This is a genomic window from Micromonospora coerulea, assembly GCF_016598485.1.
Taxonomy (GTDB): Bacteria; Actinomycetota; Actinomycetes; order Mycobacteriales; family Micromonosporaceae; genus Micromonospora; species Micromonospora coerulea.
Genome location: NZ_JAEMUW010000002.1, coordinates 257,443 through 283,027, shown reverse-complemented (window position 1 = coordinate 283,027; position 25,585 = coordinate 257,443). Strand labels below are relative to the sequence as shown.

Annotated in this window: 22 protein-coding genes, 1 pseudogene and 1 riboswitch; of the genes and pseudogenes, 14 read left to right on the top strand and 9 right to left on the bottom strand. The window is 74.4% G+C overall.

From position 1 onward, the window contains the following. Positions 1-270: 270 nt before the first annotated feature. Positions 271-841, bottom strand: a pseudogene (locus I8N68_RS03695) (CDP-alcohol phosphatidyltransferase family protein); the annotation flags it as partial. 91 nt (positions 842-932) lie between these two features. Here I8N68_RS03695 and I8N68_RS03690 point away from each other — a divergent pair. The 7 genes from I8N68_RS03690 (at position 933) to I8N68_RS03660 (ending at position 6,718) form a co-directional block, all read left to right on the top strand. Beyond that, positions 933-1,910 carry a zinc-dependent alcohol dehydrogenase gene (locus I8N68_RS03690; RefSeq protein ID WP_200207566.1) on the top strand — a complete coding sequence of 326 codons (978 nt, stop codon included), beginning with the start codon at positions 933-935 and terminating at the stop codon, positions 1,908-1,910. Between the two features lie 3 nt (positions 1,911-1,913). Continuing rightward, the gene (locus I8N68_RS03685) at positions 1,914-2,312 is read left to right on the top strand and encodes a 6-pyruvoyl trahydropterin synthase family protein (RefSeq protein WP_200207564.1); all 399 of its coding nucleotides are present in this window, start codon (positions 1,914-1,916) and stop codon (positions 2,310-2,312) included. 3 nt (positions 2,313-2,315) lie between these two features. Beyond that, positions 2,316-3,353, top strand: a complete 1,038-nt coding sequence (locus I8N68_RS03680) for a glycosyltransferase family 4 protein (protein ID WP_200207563.1) — start codon at positions 2,316-2,318, stop codon at positions 3,351-3,353. Continuing rightward, on the top strand, positions 3,350-4,165 hold the full coding sequence (locus tag I8N68_RS03675; RefSeq protein ID WP_200207561.1) for a methyltransferase domain-containing protein: 816 nt from the start codon (positions 3,350-3,352) through the stop codon (positions 4,163-4,165). Before I8N68_RS03680 ends, I8N68_RS03675 begins: the two co-directional genes overlap by 4 nt. A 203-nt stretch (positions 4,166-4,368) precedes the next feature. Beyond that, complete coding sequence (locus I8N68_RS03670) at positions 4,369-5,310, top strand: lysylphosphatidylglycerol synthase domain-containing protein (protein WP_200208117.1); 942 nt, start codon at positions 4,369-4,371, stop codon at positions 5,308-5,310. 65 nt (positions 5,311-5,375) lie between these two features. Continuing rightward, a complete protein-coding gene (locus I8N68_RS03665; protein ID WP_200207559.1) occupies positions 5,376-6,029 on the top strand; it encodes a GTP cyclohydrolase II in 654 nt (217 codons plus the stop codon). Next, positions 6,026-6,718 carry a RibD family protein gene (locus tag I8N68_RS03660; protein ID WP_200207557.1) on the top strand — a complete coding sequence of 231 codons (693 nt, stop codon included), beginning with the start codon at positions 6,026-6,028 and terminating at the stop codon, positions 6,716-6,718. The genes I8N68_RS03665 and I8N68_RS03660 overlap by 4 nt, the downstream gene beginning before the upstream one ends. A 153-nt stretch (positions 6,719-6,871) precedes the next feature. Here I8N68_RS03660 and I8N68_RS03655 read toward each other — a convergent pair whose 3' ends face one another. The 5 genes from I8N68_RS03655 to I8N68_RS03640 all read right to left on the bottom strand — a co-directional run bounded on the left by I8N68_RS03655 (position 6,872) and on the right by I8N68_RS03640 (position 11,398). Beyond that, complete coding sequence (locus tag I8N68_RS03655) at positions 6,872-7,624, bottom strand: amino acid ABC transporter ATP-binding protein (RefSeq protein ID WP_234038679.1); 753 nt, start codon at positions 7,622-7,624, stop codon at positions 6,872-6,874. Next, positions 7,621-8,424, bottom strand: coding sequence for an amino acid ABC transporter permease (locus tag I8N68_RS03650; RefSeq protein WP_200207555.1), 804 nt, complete (start codon positions 8,422-8,424; stop codon positions 7,621-7,623). Before I8N68_RS03650 ends, I8N68_RS03655 begins: the two co-directional genes overlap by 4 nt. 30 nt (positions 8,425-8,454) lie before the next feature. Further along, positions 8,455-9,312 (bottom strand): ABC transporter substrate-binding protein, encoded by an 858-nt coding sequence (locus I8N68_RS03645; RefSeq protein WP_200207553.1) that lies wholly within the window; start codon positions 9,310-9,312, stop codon positions 8,455-8,457. 101 nt (positions 9,313-9,413) lie between these two features. Further along, positions 9,414-9,545, bottom strand: a complete 132-nt coding sequence (locus I8N68_RS33510) for a hypothetical protein (protein ID WP_267909502.1) — start codon at positions 9,543-9,545, stop codon at positions 9,414-9,416. A gap of 32 nt (positions 9,546-9,577) precedes the next feature. Beyond that, positions 9,578-9,689, bottom strand: a riboswitch (SAM riboswitch). Positions 9,690-9,838: 149 nt separating this feature from the next. Continuing rightward, positions 9,839-11,398 (bottom strand): NAD(P)/FAD-dependent oxidoreductase, encoded by a 1,560-nt coding sequence (locus tag I8N68_RS03640; RefSeq protein ID WP_200207551.1) that lies wholly within the window; start codon positions 11,396-11,398, stop codon positions 9,839-9,841. Between the two features lie 315 nt (positions 11,399-11,713). On the opposite strand from I8N68_RS03640, the gene I8N68_RS03635 reads away from it, so the two are divergent. The 3 genes from I8N68_RS03635 to I8N68_RS03625 are packed head-to-tail and all read left to right on the top strand — an operon-like array spanning position 11,714 to position 15,300. Further along, entirely contained in the window at positions 11,714-12,964 is a 1,251-nt protein-coding gene (locus tag I8N68_RS03635; RefSeq protein WP_234038678.1) for a hypothetical protein, read from the top strand. Between the two features lie 42 nt (positions 12,965-13,006). Then, positions 13,007-13,582 (top strand): PadR family transcriptional regulator, encoded by a 576-nt coding sequence (locus tag I8N68_RS03630; RefSeq protein ID WP_200207549.1) that lies wholly within the window; start codon positions 13,007-13,009, stop codon positions 13,580-13,582. Then, complete coding sequence (locus I8N68_RS03625) at positions 13,579-15,300, top strand: acyl-CoA dehydrogenase family protein (protein ID WP_200207547.1); 1,722 nt, start codon at positions 13,579-13,581, stop codon at positions 15,298-15,300. The genes I8N68_RS03630 and I8N68_RS03625 overlap by 4 nt, the downstream gene beginning before the upstream one ends. A gap of 144 nt (positions 15,301-15,444) precedes the next feature. On the opposite strand, the gene I8N68_RS03620 is transcribed toward I8N68_RS03625, so the two are convergent. Together I8N68_RS03620 and I8N68_RS03615 are read right to left on the bottom strand one after the other, a co-directional pair. Then, positions 15,445-17,991, bottom strand: coding sequence for a hypothetical protein (locus I8N68_RS03620; RefSeq protein ID WP_200207545.1), 2,547 nt, complete (start codon positions 17,989-17,991; stop codon positions 15,445-15,447). After that, entirely contained in the window at positions 17,988-19,322 is a 1,335-nt protein-coding gene (locus I8N68_RS03615; RefSeq protein WP_200207543.1) for an SWIM zinc finger family protein, read from the bottom strand. The genes I8N68_RS03620 and I8N68_RS03615 overlap by 4 nt, the downstream gene beginning before the upstream one ends. Positions 19,323-19,390: 68 nt before the next feature. Here I8N68_RS03615 and I8N68_RS03610 point away from each other — a divergent pair, with 68 nt between their 5' ends. Together I8N68_RS03610 and I8N68_RS03605 are read left to right on the top strand one after the other, a co-directional pair. Beyond that, on the top strand, positions 19,391-19,933 hold the full coding sequence (locus I8N68_RS03610; RefSeq protein ID WP_200207541.1) for a GNAT family N-acetyltransferase: 543 nt from the start codon (positions 19,391-19,393) through the stop codon (positions 19,931-19,933). Positions 19,934-20,004: 71 nt separating this feature from the next. Next, positions 20,005-20,415 (top strand): type II toxin-antitoxin system Phd/YefM family antitoxin, encoded by a 411-nt coding sequence (locus I8N68_RS03605; RefSeq protein WP_200207539.1) that lies wholly within the window; start codon positions 20,005-20,007, stop codon positions 20,413-20,415. A 135-nt stretch (positions 20,416-20,550) separates the two neighbouring features. Here the strand turns inward: I8N68_RS03605 and pgi are convergent, their stop codons facing one another. Beyond that, positions 20,551-22,185, bottom strand: a complete 1,635-nt coding sequence (gene pgi / locus I8N68_RS03600; protein WP_200208112.1) for a glucose-6-phosphate isomerase — start codon at positions 22,183-22,185, stop codon at positions 20,551-20,553. 260 nt (positions 22,186-22,445) lie between these two features. On the opposite strand from pgi, the gene I8N68_RS03595 reads away from it, so the two are divergent. After that, entirely contained in the window at positions 22,446-24,392 is a 1,947-nt protein-coding gene (locus tag I8N68_RS03595; protein ID WP_200207537.1) for an ABC transporter ATP-binding protein, read from the top strand. A gap of 100 nt (positions 24,393-24,492) precedes the next feature. Next, positions 24,493-25,542: an aldo/keto reductase gene (locus I8N68_RS03590; RefSeq protein WP_200207531.1), complete on the top strand. Its 1,050-nt coding sequence runs from the start codon at positions 24,493-24,495 to the stop codon at positions 25,540-25,542. The last annotated feature ends 43 nt before the right edge of the window (positions 25,543-25,585 follow it).

The window sequence follows — 25,585 nt, the reverse complement described above, 5'->3', positions numbered from 1 at the left end:
CCGGCTGGTGGGCCGTCCACCGGGCGGCGGCCGGTTCGCCGGCGGAAGCGACGGACCTGACGCGGGTGACGGTGACCCGCATGGCGCGCGGGCCGGTGACATGCCCGGCCGGGACGGCGACGTGTCCGCCCGGGACGGCGACGACGCGGCGGGCCGGGCGGTGCCGCCACAGCCAGGCGACGTCGTGGCCGAACGACTCGACCAGCATGGCCAGGGCGCCCGCCACCAGCACGGCCGTCGCCGTCGGGGGCAGCGCCGTCGTGGCCGCGGCGGCCAGCACCACGCCCTGCGCGGCCGCGACGACCTTGCGCCAGTAGCGCGGCGGCAGCGTGCCCCGCATCCACGGCAGCAGCCAGCTCGCGGCGACGAAGGCGTACCGCATCGCGCCGATGGCCAGCACCCAGCCGCCGACAGCGGGCACCAGGTGGACGCTGAGCACCAGGATCAGGAAGGCGTCGACCTCCATGTCGAACCGCGCGCCGAGGTCGCTCGCGGTCCCGGTACGCCGGGCCACCCGGCCGTCGACCGCGTCCAGCGCCAGCGCGACGGCGGTGAGCGGCACCAGCACCGCCACCGGCGCCGGCCGTCCCCAGCCGGCCACGGTCAGGGCCAGCACCCCGCCGACCAGGACCGCCCGGGTCAGGGTCACCCGGTCCGCCGGGCCCAGCCCGTCCGCCCCGGCGGCCCGCAGGCCCCGTCGCAACAGGACGCACAGGGCGGCGCCGTACGCCAGGCCGGCCAGCCAACCGGCCGGGCCGAGGCCGACCGTGCCGGCGAGCCCGGCCAGCAGGACGAACTGGGCGACGAACCCGAGTACCGGGCCCTTCCGAACCGTGGACACCCTGCCTCCGTGTCTATGATCGACAACCCTGCCAGTCAACACGGGAAATACGGCCGTCCGGTTCGGCCCGGATGCGGAAAAGAGGGAATTCGTGACCCGCGACGCCCGTGCCTTCTGGCTCCGCGCCCCCGGCGAGGGCGAGATCCGGCCGGTGACCGTCCCCGACCCCGGCCCCCACGAGGTCCTCGTCCGCACCCGCTATTCGGGCGTCAGCCGGGGCACCGAGAGCGTTGTCTTCGCCGGCCGGGTTCCCGCCGACCAGTACGTCACCATGCGCGCCCCGTTCCAGGAGGGCGACTTCCCGGCCCCGGTCAAGTACGGCTACCTCAGTGTCGGCGTGGTCGAGGAGGGGCCCGACGCGCTGCGCGGGCGCACGGTCTTCTGCCTGTACCCGCACCAGACCGCGTACGTCGTGCCGGCCGACGCGGTGGTGGTCGTACCGGAGGGCGTGCCGGCGGCCCGGGCGGTCCTCGCGGGCACGGTGGAGACCGCGGTGAACGCGCTGTGGGACGCCGCGCCGCTGGTCGGCGACCGGGTCACCGTGGTCGGCGGCGGCATGGTCGGCTGCTGCGTCGCCGCCCTGCTGGCCCGCTTCCCCGGCGTACGCGCCGAGCTGGTCGACGCCGACCCCGCACGGGCCGCGGTGGCCGCCGCGCTCGGCGTCGACTTCGCCCTGCCCGCCGACGCGGCCGGCGGGCGGGACCTGGTGGTGCACGCCAGCGCCAGCGCCGCCGGCCTGCAACGGTCGCTGGAGCTGCTCCGCCCGGAGGGCACAGTGCTGGAGCTGAGCTGGTACGGCGACCGTCCGATCACGCTGTCGCTCGGCGGGACGTTCCACTCGCGTCGGCTGAGCATCCGCAGCAGCCAGGTGGGCACGGTGTCGCCGCGCCGGGCCGACCGGAGTTTCACCGACCGGCTGGCGCTGGCGCTCGACCTGCTCGCCGACCCGGCCTTCGACGCGCTGCTCACCGGCCGCTCCCGCTTCGCGGAGCTGCCCGACGTGCTCGACCGGCTCGGCTCGGGCCGGCTGCCCGCGCTGTGCCAGCTCATCACCTACGACGAGGAGTGATCCGTGTTCAGCGTGACCGTCCGGGACCACATGATGGTGGCCCACAGCTTCACCGGTGAGGTCTTCGGCCCAGCCCAGCGGCTGCACGGCGCCACCTTCGTCGTCGACGCCACCTTCCGCCGGCCGGACCTCGACGCCGACGGCATCGTGGTCGACATCGGCCTGGCCACCGTGCAGCTCAAGGCCGTCCTCGGCGAGCTGACCTACCGCAACCTGGACGACGAGCCCGACTTCACGGGCGTGAACACCACCACCGAGGTGCTGGCCCGCACGGTCGCCGACCGGCTCGCCGAGCGGGCGCGCGCCGGCCGGCTCGGCGACGGCGCGCGCGGCCTGGCCGGGATCACCGTCACCCTGCACGAGTCGCACGTCGCCTGGGCCAGCTACGAGCGGTCGTTGTAACCGATGACCGCGGTGCACGTGGTGCTGCCGGGCGACATCGACGACCCGGCCACCCCGAGCGGCGGCAACCGCTACGACCGCCGGGTCTGCGCCGGGCTCGCCGCGGCCGGCTGGACCGTCCGCGAGCACCCGGTGCCCGGCCGATGGCCACGACCGGGCGCGGGGGAGCGGGCCGCGCTCGCCGGGGTGCTCGCCGCCCTGCCCGACGGCGCGCCGGTCCTGCTCGACGGGCTCGTCGCCGCCACCGTGCCGGAGGTGCTCGGCCCACAGGCCCGCCGGCTGCGCCTGGTGGTGCTCGTGCACCTGCCCCTGGAGACCCACGCCGAGGCGGGGGCGTTGGCCACCGCCACCGCCGTGGTCACCACCAGCGAGTGGACCCGCCGCCGGCTGCTCGACCGGTACCCGCTGCCCGCCGACCGGGTCCGCGCGGCCCCACCCGGCGTGGACCCCGCGCCCCCGGCCGCCGCCTCGGTCGCCGGCACGGCGCTGCTCTGCGTCGCGGCGGTCAGCCCGCACAAGGGACACGACGTGCTGGTCGCCGCCCTGGCCACGATCGCCGACCTGCCCTGGACCTGCCAGCTCGTCGGCCCACTGACCCGGGACCCCGCCTTCGTCGACGCGCTGCGCCGGCAGCTCGCCGACACCGGACTCGACGACCGGGTCCCGCTGGCCGGCCCGCGCACCGGCCCGGCGCTGGCCGCCGCGTACGCCGCCGCCGATTTGCTGGTGCTGCCCTCGCGCGGGGAGACGTACGGGATGGTGGTCACCGAGGCGCTGGCCCGGGGCGTACCGGTGCTGGGCAGCGACGTCGGCGGGCTGCCCGAGGCGCTCGGGCAGGCTCCCGACGGCAGCCGCCCCGGCCTGCTGGTGCCGCCCGACGACCCGGCCGCGCTGGCCGGCGCGCTGCGCCGCTGGCTCACCGAGCCCGCGCTGCGGGCCCGGCTGCGCCGGTCGGCGCGGGACCGGCGGGCCACCCTCACCGACTGGACGGTCACCACGAACCGCCTGGCGACAGTACTGAAGGAGGCAACGGCGGCATGACCACGCAACTTCCGCCCGACTTCGCGGACTGGCTGCGGCTGCGCGAGCCCGCCGACGCCGCGGCCCGGGCCACCGAGCTGGCCGACGCGGTCCGCCGCGGGCTCACCGGCGACCGGCCGGTGGTGGTGCACGACCTGGGCACCGGCACCGGCTCGATGGGGCGGTGGCTGGCGCCGCTGCTGCCCGGCCCGCAGCACTGGATCCTGTACGACCAGGACGCCGGCCTGCTGGACCGGGCCGCCGCCGACTTGGTGGACGCCGCCGCCGACGGCAGCCCGGTCACCGTGGAGACCCGGCGCGCCGACATCACCCGGTTGACCGCCGCCGACCTCGCCGACGCCGGCCTGGTCACCGCCTCGGCGCTGCTGGACATGCTCACCGCCGAGGAGGTCGAGCGGGTGGTGGCGGCCTGCGCCGGGCACCCGACGATGTTCATGCTGACCGTGGTCGGCCGGGTCGAGTTCACCCCCGCCGACCCGCTCGACGCGGAGTTCGCCGCGGCGTTCAACGCGCACCAGCGCCGTACCGTCGGCGGCCGCGCCCTCCTCGGGCCGGACGCCGTCGAGGCCACCCGGGCCGCGTTCGGCCGGCGGGGGGTGGACGTACGGACCCGGCCCAGCCCGTGGCGGCTCGGCCCGGAGCAGGCGGCGCTGACCGCGGCATGGCTGACCGGCTGGCTCGACGCGGCCGGCGAGCAGCGGCCGGAGCTGGCCGGCCGGGCCCGGGCATACCGGCGGCGGCGGCTCGCCGAGGCGGCGCAGGGGCGGCTGCGGGTGCTGCTGCACCACGCCGACCTGCTGGCCGGCGGGTGAACCGGACCGCCCTGCGGTGCGTGACAACGGGTGGACCGAGGGAGGACCGCTTGCCACCCGCGACCATCGCCCCGCCCGGCGTACCCCGGACAAGGCCGGCCGCGCCCGCGCCCGCCGCGCCGGCAGCCCCGGTGCCCGCCGCAGTGCCCGCGCCCACCCCGGTGTCCGCCCCGCGGCCCGCGCCCGCCGGGACCGGCGCGGCGGTGCCGGCCCGCGTGGCGCGGTCGCCGTGGCCCTGGGTGCGCACCCTCGCCGGGCTCGCGGTGCTCGCCGCGCTGGTCTGGTCGGTGGGCACCGGGCCGTTCCTCGCCGGGCTGCGACTGATCGACGGGCCCGCGATCGCCGCTGCCCTCGCCATCGGCCTGGTCACCACCGTCTGCTGCGCCTGGCGGTGGGCGCTGGTCGCGGAGGGCCTCGGGATCCGGCTGCCGCTCGGCGTGGCGGTGGCCCACTGCTACCGCGCCGTCTTCCTCAACTCGACGCTCCCGGGTGGGGTGCTCGGCGACGTGCACCGGGCGGTGCGGCACGGCCGGGACGCCGGCGACGTCGGCCGGGGTGTCCGCGCGGTGGTCTGGGAACGCACCGCCGGGCAGGTCGTCCAGCTCGTCATCGCGGTGTTGGTGCTGGCCGCGCTGCCCTCCCCGGTGCGGCGGTACCTGCCCGCGGTGGCCGGCGCGCTGCTGGCCGCCGGGCTCGGCCTGGTCCTGCTCGCCCGGGTGGCACCCCGCGGTGGGACGTCGGCGTGGGGGCGGGCGCTGCGCACCGGCATCGCCGACGTGCGGGCCGGACTGCTCGCCCGGCGTACCTGGGCCGGCGTGCTGGTCGCCTCCGCGGTGGTGGTGGCCGGGCACCTGGCCACCTTCGTGGTCGCGGCGCGCACCGCCGGGGCCGACGCGCCGCTGACCCAACTGGTGCCGTTGACGCTGCTGGCCCTGCTCGCGATGGGAGTACCGGCCAACGTCGGCGGCTTCGGCCCGCGCGAGGGGGTGGCCGCGTGGGCGTTCGCCGCCGCCGGGCTGACCGCGGCGCAGGGCGTCGCGGCCGCCACGGTGTACGGCGCGCTGGTGCTCGTCGCCAGCCTGCCCGGTGCGGCCGTGCTGCTGCGGCGCCAGCTCCGGATTCCGAGGACCCACTGCGCGCCCTGATCGGCATACCGTGGACCTTGGTGTGCGCCGCCGGCACGTCCGGCAGCGCCGGACGGAGGAGAACGATGGACGAAACCCTGCCGGCGGCGACGGTCCGGACCCAGGTCACGGTTCCACTGCGGTTTCCCGACGGGTACGTCACGACGGCCCGGGTCTTCTCGTTCGAGGGCCTGGTCGACGGCCGGGAACATCTCGCGTTCGGCCTCGGTGAGTGGGCAGCGGCCGTGGCCGGGCACACCGCCGGTGGGCCGCCACCGATGGTCCGGCCGCACAGCGAGTGCCTGACCGGCGACGTCTTCGGCAGCCAGCGCTGCGACTGCGGCCCACAGTTGCGCGAGGCGGTCGAGCGGATCGCCGAGGCCGACGGCTTCCTGCTCTACCTGCGCCAGGAGGGCCGCGGCATCGGCCTGTACGCCAAGCTCGACGCGTACGCCCTCCAGGACGCCGGGTTGGACACGTACGAGGCGAACCTGGCGCTGGGCCGGGGAGCGGACGAGCGGGACTACACGGTGGCCGCGCAGATGCTCGCCGCGCTCGGGGTTTCCCGCGTCGTCCTGCTCAGCAACAACCCGGACAAGGCCGCCCAACTCGACCGGCTCGGCGTCACGGTGGCCGACCGGGTGCCCACGGGAGTGCACCTGTCCCCGGCCAACGCCGGCTACCTGGCCGCGAAGGTCAGCCGCGGCGACCACGCCCTCGACCTGCCGTTCGTGCCGTGACCGCCCGACCGTACGTGCTGCTCAGCTGCGCCATGTCGATCGACGGGTACATCGACGACGCCTCGACCGAGCGGCTGCTGCTGTCCAATGCCGAGGACCTGGACCGGATCGACGAGGTCCGCGCCGGCTGCGACGCCATCCTGGTCGGCGCGGGCACCGTACGTCGGGACGACCCGCGGCTGCTGGTGCGCTCCGATCGGCGCCGGGCCGAGCGGGCGGCCCGCGGCCTGCCGCCGTCCCCGGTGAAGGTGACCGTCACCGCGAGCGGGGACCTCGACCCGACCGCCCGCTTCTTCACCATGGGCGAGGCGACGAAGCTGGTCTACTGCCCGAGCGGGGCGCTGGAGAAGACCCGCGAGCGGTTGGGCGCGGTGGCCGCCGTGGTCGACGTCGGCGAGCCGGTCGGGCCGGCGGCGGTGCTGGCCGACCTGGCCGCCCGGGGCGTGCGCCGGCTGATGGTCGAGGGGGGCGGCATCGTGCACGCCCAGTTCCTCAGCGCCGGGCTCGCCGACGAGCTGCACCTGGTGGTCGCGCCGTTCTTCGTCGGCGACGGCCGGGCGCCGCGCTTCGTCGGGGACGGCCGCTTCCCCTGGCATCCCGGCCGACGGGCCCGGGTGCTGGAGGTCCGCCAGATCGACGACGTCGTGCTGACCCGGTACGCCCTCTCCGACCGCTGCCCGGGGCCCTGACCCGGCACATCAGCTGGGGAACCGTCCGCGGGCGGCCTCGTCTTCCTGAGCGATATACCTGGGCGTCATAAATATGCCTCTCAGGTATATCGCTCACCAGGCATGTCGGGAGCCGACCCCGCCCACGTCCACACCGCCGGGTCGAGGGCGGGGTCAGAGCACCTGGGAGAGGAAGCGGCGTAGCCGCGGATGCTCGGGGGACTCGAAGATCGCGGCCGGCTCGCCGGCCTCGAGGACCACGCCGCGGTCCATGAAGGCCACCGTGTCGGCAACCTCGCGGGCGAAGCCCATCTCGTGGGTCACCACCACCATGGTCATGCCGCCGGCGGCGAGGTCCGCCATCACTCCGAGCACGCCCTTGACCAGTTCCGGGTCGAGCGCCGAGGTGGCCTCGTCGAAGAGCATCACCTGCGGCCGCAGGGCCAGCGCGCGGGCGATCGCCACCCGCTGCTGCTGGCCGCCGGAGAGGTGCGCCGGCCGGGAGTCGGCCTTGGCGGCCAGCCCGACCAGGTCGAGCTGCGCCCGGGCCAGCTGCACCGCCTCGTCCTCGGAGAGCTTCCGGAGCTTCCGCAGGGCGAGGGTGATGTTGCGCAGCACCGTCATGTGCGGGAAGAGATTGAACTGCTGGAACACCATGCCGACCCGCTGCCGCAGGGCGTCCGGGTCGTCGCGCAGCACGCTGCGGCCGTCGAGCAGCACGTCGCCGGAGTCCGGCTCGATGAGGCGGTTGATGGTGCGCAGCAGGGTGGACTTGCCGGAACCGGACGGGCCGATCACGCAGGCCGTCGCGCCCCGGGCCACGTCCAGCTCGGCGCCGCGCAGCACCTTGTGTGCGCCGAAGGCGAGGTGCACGTCGCGGACGCCGAGGCTGACCGAGGTGGTGGTGTTGCTGGTGGTGGCGGTCATCGTTGGTCCTCTCGCGTCGGCGCGGCGGTCTCCGGGGGCAGGGCGACCTGGCCGGCCACGGCCAGCCCACCGTCGTCGTCGGGGTCGACGGTGACCGCCCGACCCTGCCGCAGCCGCCGGTCGATCGCGTTGACCGCGTGGGTCAGCGGCACGGTCAACGCCAGGTAGAAGAGGCCCGCCAGCAGCAGGGCCGACTGGTTGCCGGTGTTCGCCGCGTAGTCCTGCCCGATTCGGAACAGCTCCCGCTGGCTGGCCAGCAGGCCGAGGAAGTAGACCAGGCTGGAGTCCTTGATCAGGGCGATCAGCTGGTTCACCCAGGCCGGCAGCACCCGGCGGACGCCCTGCGGGACGATCACCAGGCGCATCGCCTCGCCCCAGGAGAAGCCGAGCGCCCGGGCCCCCTCCAGCTGCGCCGCCTCGACGCTCTGGATGCCGGCCCGGAAGATCTCCCCGATGTACGCGGCGGCGATCAGCGACAACGCCAGGATCCCCAGCGGGTACGGGTTCGGCCCCCAGACCTCCATGCCCAGCGGCGCCAGGCCGACGCCGATGAGCAGGATGGTCGCGGCGGCGGGCAGCCCCCGGAAGATGTCGGTGTAGACCCGGGCCGGCCAGCGCAGCCACCGGGTACGGGAGATGCCGGCGATGGCCAGCAGCATGCCCAGCAGGGAGCCGAGCAGGGCGGCGGAGACCGCCAGGACCAGCGTGTTGGGCAACCCGACGGTCAGCATGTCGGGTAGCGCCTCGCGCATGGAGTCCCAGTCGAAGAAGGTCTCCCAGAGGGTGCTCAGTGAATCCATGTCGCCGTCCGCCCTGCTCGTGTCCGCCGGTCAGGAAGCCGCCGAAGCGGTGGGCACCGGCACGGTGCCGCTGCCCGGCGTGAAGTCGGCCGGGATCGGCCGGCCCGGGTAGTACTGCGCCTGGAGCTTCGTCCAGGTGCCGTCGGCGATGACCTCGTCGAGGCCTTTGTTCAGCGCCGCGCGGAGCTTGTCGTTGCCCTTGGCGAACGCGTACGCGGTCGGGGCCGGGCTGAGCTGCTTGGCGGCCACGGTGATCTTGCCGCTGCTGTCGGCGGCCGACTTCTCGCCGATCTCGGCGGGGGCGATCCAGGCGTCGGCGGTCCCGGCCTTGAGCTGGTTGATCGCGCCGTTGTAGTCGGGCACCCGCACCGGGTTCAGGTGCTGGCCGGTGGCGTAGTCGTCCTGCACGGTGCCCTGCACGACCACCACGCGCTTGCCGGCGAGCTGGTCGAAGCCGGTGATCGGTGAGCCGGCCGGGACGTCGAGCCCGAAGTAGCCGAAGTCGTAGCCGTTGCCGAAGTCGACGGTCTTCTTCCGCGCCTCGGTGATGGTGATCGAGGAACTGCCGACGTCGAACTTGTGGTTGTTCACCTGGGACAGCAGCGCCGAGAAGTCGGTGCCGACGAACTCCACCTTCAGGCCCGCCTTGGCGGCGACCGCGGTGAGCAGGTCGTTGTCGAAGCCGGTGAACTTCCCGTCCTTGAGGTACACGTTCGGCGGGGCGTCGGTGAGCGTGCCGGCCCGCAGCACGCCGGGCTGGAGCAGGCCGTACGGGTTGGCCGCCTCGCTGGTGGAGGCGTCGTCGCCGCAGGCGGTGAGCGCGGTCGCGGCGAGCACGGCGGCGGCGCCGAGCGCGGCGACGCGGGTCAGGGCAGGGAGGAATCGCACAGGTGTCTCCAGGGTCGGTGGGCGACGTGGGCGCACGCCGCCGACGGCGCGCCCGGGGCGGGCGAGCCGGAGTGGGTGGTACGAGAAGGGGGTTGTGGCGCTCAGCGCGCGTCGGGGCGGCGACAGGCGTCGCTGCACACCCGCATCAGGTCGACGTGCCGGCGCTTGACCAGCGCGAAGCCGGCCGGGTACGCGAGGTTGTCGGCGAGCGGGGCGCGAGAGTGAGCAGACATGGTTCCCTCGGGTCGGTGATGACCTGGGTACCAGGCCACGCTTGCACCGGCGTGCTGCCGGTGCCTGGTCCTCACCCGGGGCACCCCACCGCGGAGGAGGGTTGCCGGCCAGCGAGCCGGGGCTTGGCGCTGGCGCTCATGACCTGCCGAGAAGGCTAGCAGCAGCACCGCGGTGATCGTCCAGCCGTTATGACCACCCTCACGTACGCCCGTTACCGCGGCTCAGGCGGCGGAGTCGGAGTCGGGCGCGGGGGCGGGGTCCCGCCGGCCCCGGCGGGGTCCCGCCGGGTGGTTCAGGGCCGGCGCACCGCCGCGGGGGTGGCCGTGCCGACCTTGGCGACCCGTCGGTGCCCGTCCGGGCGCGCGGGCATGATCGGCGCGTCCCGGCCGGTGCCGTGCCGGCCGTCGGCGCGCCCGCCGTCGGCGGCGGACGCCCGCTGCTCGTGGTAGTCCTGCTCCACGTTGACCGTCCACACGTCGTGGCCGGCGCCGTGGGCGATGTTCTCGGCGGTCAGCATCGCCGTCAGCATCGAATGGTCCTGGTTGTTGTAGCGGTGCATGCCGTTGCGCCCGACCGGGTGCACGTTGGGCACCTCGCGGGCCAGCCAGTCCCGGATCACGTCCAGGTTCTGCTGGTACCGCTCGTCGTACACCGGGTACGCCTTCGGCATCCGGACCACGTGGCCGGCCTCCACACAGCCGGGCCGGACCAGGCCGAGCCGCTCCAGCTCCGCGGTGGCGAGCGCGATCAGCTGCGTGTCGGGGGTCCGCCACATCTCGTCGTCCTCGAAGACGAAGTACTCCAGCCCCAGGCAGGTCCGCCCGTCCTTGACCAGGTACGGCGACCAGGAGCCGAAGTTCTGGATCCGCCCCACCTTCGCCGCCGGGTCGTGCACGTAGATCCAGTTGTCGGGGAACGAGAACTCCTCCGGCACCACCAGCGCGACGGTCAGGAAGTCGCGGTAGCGCAGGTCGTCGGCGGCGGCGAGCACCTCCGGCGGCGGCGCCGGGCGCAGCACGCGGACCAGCGCGGAGATCGGCATGGAAGAGATGACGTGGTCGGCCGGCTCGGTCCGTTCCCCGTCCCCGTCGGCCACCGTCACGCCGGTCGCGCGCCGGGCCGCCGGGTCGCGGTGCACGGCCGTCACCCCGGTGCCGGTACGCACCGAGCCGCCCCGCTTCTCCACCAGCTCCGTGCAGCGTTCCCACATCATTCCGGGCCCGTGCTTCGGGTACTGGAACTCCTCGATCAGGCTGGTCACGTCCGTGCGGTTGCGCCGGGGCAGCAGCGCGTTGAGCACCGCCGTGGACAGCGACATGTTCTTGATCCGCTGCGCGGCCCAGTCGGCCTGCAACTGGTCGGCCGGCATCCCCCAGACCTTCTCGGTGTACGTCTTGAAGAAGATCGAGTAGAGGCGCCAGCCGAACCGGGCAGACACCCAGCCCTCGAAGTGCGACTGGTCCTTCGGCGGCCGCAGCCGGGCCCGCCCGTACGAGCCGACGCAGCGCAACGCCTCGAGGAGACCGAGGTTGCGCAGGGCGTTGCCGGCGTTGAGCGGGTAGTCGTAGAGCGCGCCCCGATAGTAGATCCGGCTCATCCGCGGCCGGCGCAGGAAGTCCTCGTCGGCCAGGATCTCGTGCCAGAACTCCTCCACCCGGGACACCTTGGTGAAGAATCGGTGCCCGCCGATGTCGAAGCGCCAGCCGTCCCGCTCGACGGTGCGGCTGATCCCGCCGACCACGTCGTCGGCCTCGAAGACCCGGACCGGCTCGCCGTACCGGAGCAGCTCGTAAGCCGCGGTGAGCCCCGCCGGCCCCGCCCCGATGACCACGGTGCCGTTCTTGTCGCCCATGCTGTCCGCGCCCTCCGCCGCCCGCCTGTCAGTTGCGGCAGCGCGGTTACCCGGCCTGCCCCCGATCTCACCTGTTTGTGCCGGGCGATTCTCGCCGGTCGGCGCCGCCCGCGCCGCCCCGCGCCGCCGGATCGCCGGTGTCGCGGGGCTCGGACGCCTCGGGACATCGGCCCGGCCGCCGCCCGCGGACGATGCCCCTCGTTCCGCGGGTGTCAACGGCCGCGGAACGGGGATGCGGGGCGACGGTTCGCGGTCCGGGTGGTCGCGGGCGGGCCGACGCGTGGGGGACTGATGGTGGACGGGCGAGGGGCCGGCGTGGCCGGCGGTCCCGCCACGGACCGGCGGGGACCGACCGCCCGGTTCCGCCGTGCCGGGCGAGGCGTGACCCGGCTCGCCGCCCGGGTGCCCGCGCCGTGGGGCTTCGTGCTGGCGGTGTTCGTCGGCTCCAAGGTCGTGCTCAGCCTGGTCGGGGTGCTCGCGTTGAGCGCCTGGGACGACGTACCCGGGGCGCCGCCGGCCGACGAGACGATGATGCTGGCCCAGCAGCACGCCGTCACGCCGTACCGGTGGATCTCGCTCTGGTTCGCCTGGGACTCGTTCCTCTACGACCACCTGGTCCAGCTCCCGCTCGACCAGCCCTGGCGGGACTTCGGCTTCCCGCTGCTCTACCCCTTCCTGGCCCGGCCGGTCGCCCCGCTGCTCGGCGGCCACACCGCGTGGGCCCTGCTGGTGATCAGCAACGTGGCGCTGATCCTCCAGCTCTACTACGCCCACCAGCTCGGCGCCCGGCTGCTCGGCGGGGGCGCGGCGGGGGACGACCCCGCGGCGGGGCGCCGGTTCGTCCGCTACCTGCTGCTGCTGCCGACCGCGTTCCTGTTCCAGGCGGCGCTGACCGAGTCGCTCTTCGTCTGCCTGGCGCTGGCCGCCTTCTGGTACGCCGAGTGCCGCCGCTGGCTGCTGGTCGGGATCGCCGGCTACTTCCTGGCGCTGAGCCGCTCGGTCGGCTTCCTGGTGGTCGTCCCGCTCGCCCTGGTCCTGCTGCGCCAGCACGGCTACCGGCTCGACCCTCGCACGCTCCTGCGTTACCTGCGCCAGGGCTGGCCGCTGCTGCTGGTGCCGGCCGGCTGGCTGACCTTCATGGCGTTCTGCCGGTGGCAGTCCGGCGACTGGTACGCGTACAAGCACGCCCAGGAGAAGGGCTGGGGGATCAGCGTGCAGAACCCGTTCGCGGTGGCGTACCGAGCACTGACCGGGGAGAACAGCGCAGACGCGCTGCGGGTGTGGTGCGCCGTGGCGGTCCTGGCGGTCGTCCTGGCCGGGTTTCGCCGGGCCGAGCTGCCGTACCTGGTCTACACGGTGATCGTGGTGCTGGTGCCGCTGTCGATGGGGCCGCCGGTGCACAAGAGCCTGCTGCGCTACCTGCTCGCCGCGTTCCCGGTCGCTCTGGTGCTGGCCCGCTGGGCCCGCCGGGTCACCCTCGACACCTGGCTGACCGCCGCCCTGGCCGTGCTCCAGGGGGCGCTGTTCGTGATCTGGCTGACCTACTGGACGCACTTCATCATCTGACCGGGGTTGCTATGCAACGAGTTGCATAGCAGGATGCCTGGCATGTCCCTGGAGCACGCCATCCTGGTCTCGCTGCTGGAGCGGCCCGCCTCCGGATACGAGCTGGCGCGGCGCTTCGACCGCTCGATCGGCCGCTTCTGGACCGCCACCCACCAGCAGATCTACCGGGTGCTCAAGCGGATGGCGGCGGACGCCTGGATCGCGGGCGAGGAGATCGGCCAGGACGGGCTGCCGGACAAGAAGGTCTGGTCGGCCACCCCGGCCGGCCGGGCCGCGCTGGTCACCTGGCTGCGCGCCCCGGTGCAGCCCGAGGCGGTCCGGCACGAGCTGGCCGTCAAGATCCGCGGCGCCGCGTTCGCCGACCCGGCCGGCCGCGCCGCGCTGGTCGCCGAGGTCGAGCGCTACCGCGCCGACCACGAGAGCACGCTCGCCGGCTACCTGGCCGGCGAGCGCCGCGACTTTCCCGACCCCGACCCGCTCGACGCCCGCGGGTCGCTCCAGCACGTCGTGCTGCGCGGCGGCATCGCGTACGAGCGAATGGTGCTGGCCTGGCTCGACGACGTCCTCGCCACCCTCCGCGGCCTCGACCCCGCCCCCGACCGGAAGGCAACGCCGTGACCGACCCGCTGCTGTTCAACCCCCGCACCTACGACCCGGCGCACCTCGACGACGAGTCGCGCCGGCTGCTGCGGGCCACCGTCGACTGGTTCGAGTCGCGCGGCAAGCAGGCGCTCGTCGACAGCTACAACCGCCGCGAGTGGTACGGCGACTTCCTCGACTTCGCCGCCAAGGAGGGGCTCTTCGCCACCTTCCTCACCCCGGCGGCTGACGGCGGCGCCCACCCGGACAAGCGCTGGGACACCGCGCGCAACGCCGCGTTGAGCGAGATCCTCGGCTTCTACGGCCTCGGCTACTGGTACACCTGGCAGGTCACCGTGCTCGGCCTCGGCCCGGTCTGGCAGAGCGACAACGCCGCCGCCCGGGCCCGCGCCGCCGAGCTGCTCGACGCCGGGCACGTGATGGCCTTCGGCCTCTCCGAGCGGCCGCACGGCGCCGACATCTACTCCACCGACATGCTGCTCACCCCCGACGGCGACGGCGGTTTCCGCGCCACCGGCGGCAAGTTCTACATCGGCAACGGCAACGTCGCCGGGCTGGTCTCCGTCTTCGGCCGCCGGGCCGACGTCGAGGGCCCCGACGGGTACGTCTTCTTCGCCGCCGACAGCCGCCACCCGGCATACCACCTGGTCCGCAACGTGGTGAACGGGCAGATGTACGTCAGCGAGTTCCGCCTGGAGGACTACCCGGTACGCGCCGAGGACGTGCTGCACACCGGGAAGGCCGCCTTCGACGCCGCCCTGAACACCGTCAACGTCGGCAAGTTCAACCTCTGCACCGCCTCCATCGGCATCTGCGAGCACGCCACGTACGAGGCGGTCAGCCACGCCCACAATCGAGTGCTCTACGGCCGGCGCGTCACCGACTTCCCGCATGTCCGCCGCGAGCTCACCGACGCGTACGCCCGCCTGGTGGCGATGAAGCTGTTCAGCGACCGGGCGGTCGACTACTTCCGCTCGGCCGGCCCGGACGACCGGCGGTACCTGCTGTTCAACCCGATGACGAAGATGAAGGTCACCACCGAGGGCGAGAAGGTCATCGACCTGCTCTGGGACGTCATCGCCGCCAAGGGCTTCGAGGCCGACACCTACTTCGACAAGGCCGCCAAGGACATCCGCGGCCTGCCGAAGCTGGAGGGGACGGTGCACGTCAACCTGGCGCTGATCCTCAAGTTCATGGCGAACTACCTGTTCCAGCCGGCCGAGTTCCCCCCGGTGCCCACCCGCCACGACGCCGCCGACGACGAGTTCCTGTTCCGGCAGGGCCCGGCCCGCGGCCTCGGCGCGATCCGCTTCCACGACTGGCGCGCCGCGTACGACGCCCACGCCCACGTGCCGAACGTGGCCCGGTTCCGGGAGCAGGCCGACGGGCTCTGCACCCTGCTCACCGCGCACGCGCCCGACGAGGCCCAGCAAACTGACCTGGACTTCCTGCTCGCCCTCGGGCAGCTCTTCGCGCTGGTCGTCTACGGCCACCTCATCCTCGAGCAGGCCGAGCTGACCGGGCTGGACGGCGACGTGCTCGACGAGATCTTCGACCTGCTCGTCCGGGACTTCTCCGGGTACGCGACCGAGCTGCACGGCAAGCCGGCCAGCAGCGCCGAGCAGGCCGCCTGGGCGCTCGCCCACGTCCGCCGCCCGGTCGGCGACGCCGAGCGCACCGCCCGGGTGTGGGAGCGGGTGGTCGCCCTCGCCGGCGCGTACGAGATGCACCCCTGACCGGTCCCGACTGCCCCTCCGGCGCGGCGAACCTGATGATGTGGACGGATCACCTCCGGGGGTGACCGCCGATCCGTTCACGTCATCAGGTTCGTAGGCGGAGCAGGGGAACGGGTTGCCCGGCCCGAACCGCGTCCCGGCCGGTTAGGTGAGGGCGGTGGCGAGGCGCCGGGCCTCGGTCACCAGCCGGCTGCCGCCGCCCCGGGCCACCACGTCGGCCAAACCCTGCACCTCGATCCGTACCCCGGTCGCGGTGGCGGTCTCCGCGGCGAGGGTGAGCAGGTCCGGGGTGCCGCGGGGCGGCGTCGGCGCGGCCAGCAGCGCCGGCAGCGCCCCGGCGAGCAGCCGCCAGGTGCTCAGCCGGGCACCGGCTGCGGCCGCGTCGCGCAGCGGGGTCGCCGCCCGGGTCAGCGTCACCTGGCCGTCCGCCGCCAGCGCGCCGAGCTGCGCGCCCATCGCCGGCGCGTCCAGGTCCCCGGCCGCCGCCAGCATCAGCAGGGCGTCGACCGCGGCGACGCGGTCCACCTCGTGCCGGGCGCACAGCCCGTAAGCCAGTGCCAGGTCGAGCGCCGGGCCGCCCGCGCCGGTGCATTCGGCCAGGACCGGCAGGAACGTGGCGGCCCCCCGGACGTCCTCCTGCGCGGCCTGAGCGACCTCGCGGAGCAGGTGTGCGGCGACCAGGCCCCGGTGCCCGGGCAACAGGGCCGGCCATAGGTCGGCCCAGCCGCCGTGCCCCCGCCCGACCTGGTGCGCCGGCACGGTGAGCAGGCCGAGCGGGTCCGCCACGCCCTCCGGTGGGCTGGTGGCGACGACGGTCCGCCGTCCGGGCAACCGGTCGTACCGGAAGTCGTAGTTGCCCATCGGTTCCCGGCGGCCGACCGTCACCACGTCCTGGACCGGCGCCGGGAGGGCGTCCCCGCGCAGCCAGCCGGCCAGCTCGGCGCCGGCCGGTGTGCCGAGCGCCGCGGCCCGGGCCGCCAGCGCCTCGTCCACGCCGGCCGGCAGCCGCAGCAGCGCCTGGGTGAGATCCCATCGCCAGACCGGGCGGCCGCCGAGGGCGGCCAATCGTTCGTAGAGCGCGATCGGGTCGACGGCGCCGGTGGCCGAGGTGGGCGCGGCGAGCAGGCCGGGGTCGTCCCGCCCGTCCAGCCGCTGCCCAATCTCGGCGAGCCGGGCGCAGTACACCTGCGTCAACGCCGGCCGGCGGGCCGCCTCGACGGTCGGCCGGCCCCGGAACGGGCGCAGTGTCCGGGGGCGGGACTCGGTGAGGATGCCGACCCACTGGTCCCGGCGGGTGGCCGCCTCGGCCGGCGCGGCGGCGGCCAGCAGGACCCCGTGCAGCTGGACCGACAGGTTGAACACCGCCCACATGTGGTCGTACGCCCCCACCTGCTCGCGGCGCAGCACCGGCAGCAGGGCCCCCTCGAGCCGGCCCCGGTCGGTGGTCCTCAGCCGGACCAGCCCGTCGAGGACTCTCTCGACCGCCGGCGCCGGCCAGCGCCGGCCGAGCAGCGCCGACACCTCCTCGACCAGCTCGTCCACCTCGGTGATCGGGGGTGGGGCATCCGCCGCCGGCACCGGCGGCGGCAGCTCGTCGCCGGCCATCGTCACCGCGACGGACCGGACCGGACGGTGCCCGTGCCGCTCCGCAAGCGCCACCGCTCGGTCCCGCAGGTCGGCCGCCGGGTGGTCGCCGCCCACGGCGAGGACCGCTGCGATCTCCGCCGCCCCGTCGGGCCGCTGCCGGGCGAGCCGGTCCAGCCAGGACAGTTGCGCCCGCACCAGCGCCTTCTCCGGCCGGGTCAGCACCGTCCGGGCGGCCTCCGCCAGGGCCGCCAGCTCCACGGCGTCACCCACCTCGCGCAGCGCCCGCTGGGCCGTCGTGGCGACCGGCCCGGGCGCGTCGGCGAGCAGCCGCAGGTACGCCGCCGCCCGCTCCGTCACCTCGTCCGCGGTGGGCGCCAGCAGGTCGTGCAGGGCGAGGAACGGGCGCAGCGCGGCCGGCCGGTCCCCGCGCAGGAGCCGGCCGATGATCCCGTCCAGCAGGGCCATCCGGTCGAGCCGTCCCTCGGCCGCCAGCGCGGCCAGTGTCTCGGGCACCAGGTGCCGGTCGGCGCCGTAGCCGGGTGTCAGGTCGTGGCCGACGCCGTCCACCTCGAACAGCCGGGGGAGCAGCACGTCCAGGAACGGGTCGGCGCGCAGCCGGTCCACCAGCGGGACGTGCTGCCGACCCCGGAACGGATCCCACATTGCGTGGGCCCAGCCCGCCACGAACGCGTCCCCGGTCGGTGGCGGTGCCTTCTCCGCCAGGAGCAGCCCTTCGAGGAACAGCCAGCCGTCCCACGGCTCGCTGCGGGACAGCCGGTCGGCCAGCTTGTACGCCAGGGCGGCCAGCCAGGTCAGGCGCCGTCGACGGGCCATGGCCACTACCGGTTCCGGGTCGGCGTCCCGCAGCATGACCGAGCGCCGGCCGAGCAGCGAAGCGGCCTTCGTCGCGGTGGTGAGGGTGCCCACGGCCGCCACCGCGAGCGCGGTCGCTTCCTTCCCCCACCACCAGTTGTCCCGCCGTCGCCGGACGTGGGCGACCAGCTCGTCGCCGAGCGCCCGGCGGGCCGGCTCGTCCAGCCCTTCGAGCACCGCCCGGACGGCGGGCACGTCCCCGCGGACCAGGGACTCGAAGAAGTCCGTCACGCCGTCACCTCCGCCGGAGCCGCGACCATCGACACCGCCAGGGCGTGCCTGCACGGACCGCGCTGCCCCCGGTGCCGCGCCCACCATCGACAGGAGCAGGTGTACGTCCCGTCCGGCAGCCGGCGCACCCGGTAGACCTCGTCGCCGCTGCGTACCGTGGTGTGTTCGCCCTCGCGGACGACCGCGCCGCGCTCGGCCAGCACCCGTGCCCCGACCAGGCGGGGGTTGTCCCGCTCGGCGCGCCCCGCGTCGTACGGCATGACCCGGTGGAAGTACCCGCCCTCGGCCACGTCGTAGCCGACCCGCCCGGCGGTGCCGAGCTGGGCCAGCGCGGCGCGTACCCGGTCGTCGGGCAGGCCGGCCCCGTCGGCGAGCGCGGCGACGTCGATCGTCGGATCCCAGGAGAGCAGGGCGCCGATCAGCTCCGCGTCGTCGACCACCTCGTCACCGGCGAGCGCGAGCAGGGCCGCCCCCTCGCCGGAGAACCCCCGGTACGGCTCGGGGGAGAGGGTCAGCGACAGCCGCAGCGCCCCGGTGTCGAGTTCCCAGGTGCTCGGCACTGCGGGGAAGCCGGCCCGCACCGGCGGGCCGTACACCCGCAGGGTGCGCGCGTGCCGCAGCAGGCCGCGCAGCGCCGCGAGCCGGCCCGCCCCGGCCAGGCAGACGGCGCCCGGCGCGGGTCGCGAGGTCAGCCGCAGCGTACGCCCGGCGGGCACCGCCCAGAGCACCGAACGGTCGGTGCCACCGGGAAGCCGGCGCAGGAAGGCGGTGGCCTCCGCGGCGGGGATCTCGGCGCGCGGCTCGAACGCCGCGGTGAGCACCTGCACCTCGGCGAAGCCGCGCAGCCAACGCCCCGGCAGCGGGACCTTCTTCTCCACCACCGCGCCGTCCATGGTGCAGACGGTCAGGTCGTCCGGGCCGACGGCCACGTGCAGCGGCTCGATCCCGCCGACCCGGGCCAGCGCCTCCCGCAACGGCGGGTTGACGTCGACGTTGGTGGTGCCGTGCCCGACGATCTCGCCGTCGAAGCCGGCCGGCAGCACGTCCATCCGGGCGTACACCCCGCAGCAGCCGGAGAAGGACTCGAAGCGCAGCCGGTCGCGGCTGCCCGTCACCACCGGGTCCAGGCTGGCCGGATTGACCGGCTGGTGGTAGCGGGTGCGGGCCACCTCCGCGACGGCCAGCAGCCCGGCGGCCGCAGCCGCCGGCGCGGTGAGGAACCCGGAGAAGAACCGCGGGTTGGCCGCCGGGCCGCCGCAGGTCTGCAGGTCGAGACCGGCGGGGTGCAACGCGGACGGCTGGAGGTATCGGTAGGTCTGAACGGCGTTCACGGCGCACACCGTAGGGCCACCGACCGACAACGTCCGGCGCCTGGCCGCCGGGCTGCTAGTTTGCTCGGGTGTTCGCGCTGCCCCTGACCCCTGACGCCGAGTTGCGTCCGCTCGACCCCTGGCGGGCCGACGAGTTCCTGGCCAACCTGGACCGGTGCCGGGAACACATCGCCCCCTGGGTGTCGCCGTCCTTCGTCGCCACCGACCCGGCGTCGGCGCGCCGGGTGCTGCAGAACTACGCCGACCGGTGGGCCCGCGACGGCGGCGGCATCTGGGGCATCTGGCTCGACGGCACCCTGGTCGGCGGCGTGCTCTTCGTGTCCTTCGACGTGACGACCGGGGTCTGCGAAGCCGGCTGCTGGCTGGAGCCGGGCGCGGAGGGCCGCGGTCTGGCCACGCTCGCTGCCCGCCGGATCATCGACTGGGCGATCCGGGAGCGCGGCATCCACCGGGTGGAGTGGCACACCAACGCGGGCAACGCCCCCAGCATCGCCGTGGCTCGCCGCCTCGGCATGCGCCACGACGGTACGCTCCGCCAGCTCCTGCCCGGCCCCGACGGCCGGATCGACGTGCAGATCTGGTCGGTGCTGGCCCCGGAGTGGACGGCCTGACCCACCCCGCCTCCCGGCCCCGGCGACGGACGACGCGAGGTTTTGTCGTACCCGGACGTCAACATGCGTCCATGGCTCTCCCCGCCCTGGCCCACCGGACCGACCCGCCGCGCGCCCTGCCGCTGCGGGAGGTCCGCACCCGGCTCACCCAGCTCGTCGCCCTGGCCGAGCTGACCGACACGGTCACCGTGGTCACCCGCGACGGTGATCCCCGCCCGGTCGCGGCGATCGTGCCCGCCTCCGCCGCCCGCACGGCCGCCCAGGCCCGCGCCGACGCCGAACGGGTCGCCGCGGTCACCGCCGGCTGGGCCCGCCGCCTGGAGGAGCTGCACCGGCAGAGCAGCCGGCGGCACGCGGCCGAGCTGCGCGCCGTCACCGACGCCCTGGCCGAGGTCTGGGCCGAGCTGGACCGCCGGGCGCCGGCCGGCGATCCGGCGCTGGCCCGGCTGCGCGCCGCGCACGCCGACCTGCTGCGCGACTGACCCGAACACGATGGGGTCACCGCTCGGCCGCTGTCGCCGTCCGGTGCCCGCGCGGGACGCCGTCCCGTCCGATCCGCGCTGACACCGCCGACGGTGGCGACCGACAGCGGGCCGCCACCACCGGCGCGGTCCGCGTCAGTCCCGGTCGCGCTGCCTGCGGTAGCGGCGGATCAGCGCCGCGGTGGAGGAGTCCACGTCGGCCAGGTCGGGGCCGGTCCCAGTCAGCTTCGGCGCGAGCTGGTTGGCCATCACCTTGCCCAGCTCCACACCCCACTGGTCGAACGGGTTGATGTCCCAGATCGTGCCCTCGGTGAAGACGATGTGCTCGTAGAGGGCGATGAGCTGGCCGAGGGTGGCCGGGGTGAGCTTCGGCGCGATGATCGAGGTGGTCGGGTGGTTGCCCGGCATCACCCGGTGCGGCACCACGTCGGCCGGGGTGCCCTCCGCCTCGACCTGCTCCTTGGTACGACCGAAGGCCAGCGCCGCGGTCTGCGCGAAGAAGTTCGACATGAACAGGTCGTGCATGTCGCCGAGGTCGTGATTGGGCTTGCTGAACGCGATGAAGTCCGCCGGGATGAGCCGCGTTCCCTGGTGGATGAGCTGGTAGAAGGCGTGCTGGCCGTTGGTGCCGGGCTCGCCCCAGAAGATCTCCCCGGTCGGGTACGTGACCGGCCTGCCATCGACGGTCACCGACTTGCCGTTGCTCTCCATGGTGAGCTGCTGGAGGTACGCCGGGAACCGGTGCAGGTACTGCGAGTACGGCAGCACCGCGTGGGTCTGCGCGCCGAGGAAGTCGGTGTACCAGACGTTGAGCAGGCCCAGCAGGGCCGGCACGTTCCGTTCCACCGGCGTGCTGCGGAAGTGTTCGTCGACGGCGTGGTAGCCGGCCAGCATCTCCCGGAACCGGGCCGGCCCGATGGCCAGCATCACCGACAGCCCGACGGCGGACGGCAGCGAGTACCGGCCGCCCACCCAGTCCCAGAAGCCGAACATGTTCTCCGGGTCGATGCCGAAGTCGCGTACCCGCTGCTCGTTGGTGCTGACCGCGACGAAGTGCCGGGCGATCGCCGAGTCGTCGGCGTCCAGTCCGGCGAGCAGCCAGCGGCGCGCCTGGTCGGCGTTGGCCAGCGTCTCCTGGGTGGAGAACGTCTTGCTGGCCACGATGAACAGCGTGGTCGCCGGGTCCAGGTCGGTGGTCTTGTCGTGGATGTCGGTGGGGTCGATGTTGGAGACGAAGCGGCAGCTGATGCCGGCGTCCCGGTAGGCCTTCAACGCCTCGTACGCCATCACCGGGCCGAGGTCCGACCCGCCGATGCCGATGTTCACCACGGTGCTGATCCGCTCGCCGGTGTGCCCGCGCCAGTTGCCGGAGCGGACCCGCTCGGCGAAGGCGGACATCCGGTCGTGCAGGGCGTGCACGTCGGCGACCACGTCCTGCCCGTCCACCGTCAGCGACGCGTCGCGCGGCAGCCGCAGCGCGGTGTGCAGCACGGCCCGGTCCTCGGTGGAGTTGATGTGTTCACCGGCGAACATCGCGGCGATCCGGTCGGTCAGCCGGACCCGCTCGGCGAGGGCGGTGAGCAGGGTCAACGTTTCGTCGGTGACGAGGTTCTTGCTGTAGTCGACGTGCAGGTCGGCGACGTCGCCGGTGAGCCGCTCACCCCGTTGCCCGTCGGCGGCGAACAGCTCCCGCAGGTGGGTGCCGCGCAGCGCCTCGGCGTGCTTGCGCAGGGCCTGCCATTCGTCCGTGGTGGTGACGTCCACAGCCATCGGGTCGATCTTCTCCTTCACGACGGGTCTGTCAGCGGGCCGTCGTCGCGCCCGCTGCCGGCGACTCCACCAGCCTGCCACCCGGCGCGGGTCGGCGCGACGCGACCCGACATCGCGCACCCCGTAGAACTGCCCAGGGGTGGTCGCCGGGCGGCACGTGGTTGGGACGCCTGTTCGACACGCCGATCACCCGGAGACAGTAGCCAGTCGCGGAACGTAAGCTGCGGGTCGGTTGTGGTTCGTACCGGTGAGGAGGCGCCATGGCGACGGTGATCGGTCCCCGCCACCCGGCCGAGGAGGACGACCCAGCCGACGGCGACGTCGGCCCGGCGTTGCCGGAGCTGGAGGACGGTCACTGGATGCACCGGGCGACCGAGTTCGCGCACACCAGCTTCAAGTCCGTGGCCCGGCGCCTGCCGGCGCTGGTCCGGGAGGCGGTCGTGCTGGCCTGGGGAACCAGCCGCCGGGACACCGTCGCCTCCATCGGGCTCAACGTCGCGGCCGGCGTGATGACCACCCTGGGTCTGCTGGCCACGACCGGCGTACTCCGTCAGCTCTTCGCCACCGGCCCGACGCCCGACCGGATCCGCGCCGCGCTGCCCGCGCTGGCTCTCGCCGCGATCGCGGTGACGGTCAAGGGCGCGTTGACCGTGACCGCCGGTTGGGCGCAGGCCCGGCTGATCCCGCAGATCAACTACCAGGTGGAGCTGCGGCTCTTCGAGACGACCACCGCGGTGGAGCTGGCAGCGTTCGACGACGCCGGGTTCGCCGAGGAGATGGACCGCGCCCGGGACCGCGGCATGGCGGAGGCGGCGTCGATCGTCGACCACACCGTCAACCTGGTCACCGGGGTGGTCGGCGTGCTGGCCACCGCCGCCGCGGTGGCGGTGGTCCAACCGGTGCTGCTGCCCTGCCTGCTGCTCGCCGCGGTGCCGGAGGCGGTGACGGCGGTGCGGATGGCCCGCCGCCAGTACCTCGCCATGCTGGCCCGGATCACCCGCCGCCGTCGGATGTGGATGCTGGCTCACCTGATGGCGGAGCGGCGCACGGCCGCCGAGGTCCGCGCGTACCAGATGCGGGAGTTCCTGCTCACCGAGTTCCGCCGGATGATGGCGGCGGAAACCCGGGCCGAGCTGCGGCTGGCCCGCTCGCAGAGCACCACCCGGGCGGCCGGCATGTCGGTGACCGGCATCGCCGCCTTCGGCGTCTACGCGGTACTCGGCGGCTTGCTGCTGGGCGGCGTGGTCGCGCTGGCCGCCGCGGCCACCGCCCTGCTGGCGTTGCAGTCCGCCCGGTCCTCGCTGCGGATCGCAGTGTTCGCCACGAACTCCCTCTACGAGGACGCGCTCTACTACCAGGACTACCGGGACTTCCTCGACCGGGCCCGGCAGCGCGTCCCGATCGGCGGCGGCCGGCCCGTCGACGGCTTCGACCGGATCGAGCTGGACCGGGTGACCCTGCGTTACCCGGACACCGACAAGGCCGCCGTGGACGGGGTCAGCCTCAGCATCCGGCGCGGCGAGGTGGTCGCCCTGGTGGGTGAGAACGGCTCCGGCAAGACCACGCTGGCCAAACTGATCGCGGGTCTCTACCGGCCGACCGACGGGGCCATCCGCTGGGACGGCGTCGATGTCGACGAGCTGGACCCGCGGCAGACCGGCGCCCAGGTCGCGGTGATGAGCCAGGACTGGTGGAGGTTTCCGTTCACCGCCGGGCAGAACATCCGGGTCGGCCGGCACGACCGGCCGGCCGACCGGCCCGGTCCGAGCGTCGAGGACGCCGCCCGCGGCGCGGCCGCGCATGACATGATCACCGATCTGCCGTACGGCTACGACACACTGCTCGACCGGCAGTTCAAGGACGGCCAGGACCTCTCCGGCGGCCAGTGGCAGCGCCTCGTGGCCGCCCGCGGCCTCTACCGGGACGCACCGCTGCTGATCTGCGACGAGCCCTCCGCGGCCCTCGACGCCCGGGCCGAACACGCGCTCTTCCAGCACCTGCGGCGGCACCCCGAGCGGGCGATCGTGCTGATCACCCACCGGCTGGCCAACGTCCGGCATGCCGACCGGATCTTCGTGCTGGACCACGGCCGGCTGATCCAGCAGGGCAACCACGATGAGCTGATGGCGCAGGACGGCCCCTACCGGGAGCTGTTCGAGCTGCAGGCCGCCGGCTACCTGGCGGGGGCGGGGGAGGCCACCGGCTGACCGGTGCCGCCGCCTTGACCTCGAGTGCACTCGAATTCGTAGGTTGGCCGGACCGGCCCCGCCGCCCGGCCAGCGCGGCGCACACCCTCGGGGAGGACCCATGCGTTACCGCGTGCTCGGCGGCACCGGCATCGAGGTGAGCGTCCACTGTCTCGGCACAATGATGTTCGGCGCGGTCGGCAACCCCGACCACGACGACTGCGTCCGGATCGTCCACGCCGCCCTAGACCAGGGGATCAACTTCGTGGACACGGCCGACATGTACTCCGCCGGCGAGTCGGAGACGATCGTCGGCAAAGCGCTGCGGGGCCGGCGGGACGAGGTGGTGCTCGCGACCAAGGTGCACTTCCCGATGGGGGAGGGGCCCAACCGGAGCGGCAACTCCCGGCGCTGGATCGTCCGCGAGGTCGAGGAGAGCCTGCGCCGCCTGGATACCGACTGGATCGACCTCTACCAGGTGCACCGGCCGGACCACACCACCGACGTCGAGGAGACCCTGGGCGCGCTCAGCGACCTCGTCCGGGCCGGCAAGATCCGGGCCTTCGGCTGCTCGACGTTTCCGGCCGAGGAGATCGTGGAGTCGCACCACGTCGCCGAGCGGCGGGCGCTCGGGCGGTTCCGCACCGAGCAGCCGCCGTACTCGATCCTGGCCCGGGGAATCGAGGCCGCGGTGCTGCCGGTCTGCCAGCGGTACGGCATGGGGGTCCTGGTCTGGAGCCCGCTCGCCTCGGGGTTCCTCTCCGGCCGGTACCGCCCGGGCCAGGCGGTCGACCTCACCGCCGGCCGGGCCGCCCTCACCCCGGCCCGGTTCGACCCGGCGATCGCCGGCAACGCCGCGAAGTACGCCGCGGTCGAGCAGTTGCTCGCGCTCGCCGACGAGGTCGGCTGCACCCTGCCCGAGCTGGCCGTGGCGTTCACCGTGGCGCACCCGGCGGTCGCCTCGGCGATCATCGGACCCCGCACCATGGAGCAGCTGGAGGGGCTGCTCAAGGGCGCGGCGCTCACCCTCGACGACGCGGTCCTCGATCGGATCGACGAGATCGTCCCGCCCGGGGTGAACCTCTACCAGCCGGACGGGGCCTGGTCGCCGCGGGTGCTCACCGACCCGGCCCGCCGGCGGCGTCCGCTGCCGGACCGCGCCGCCGCCTGACTGCGCCGACCTCGCCCGCAGGGCCGGCGGCGGCGAACCCGCC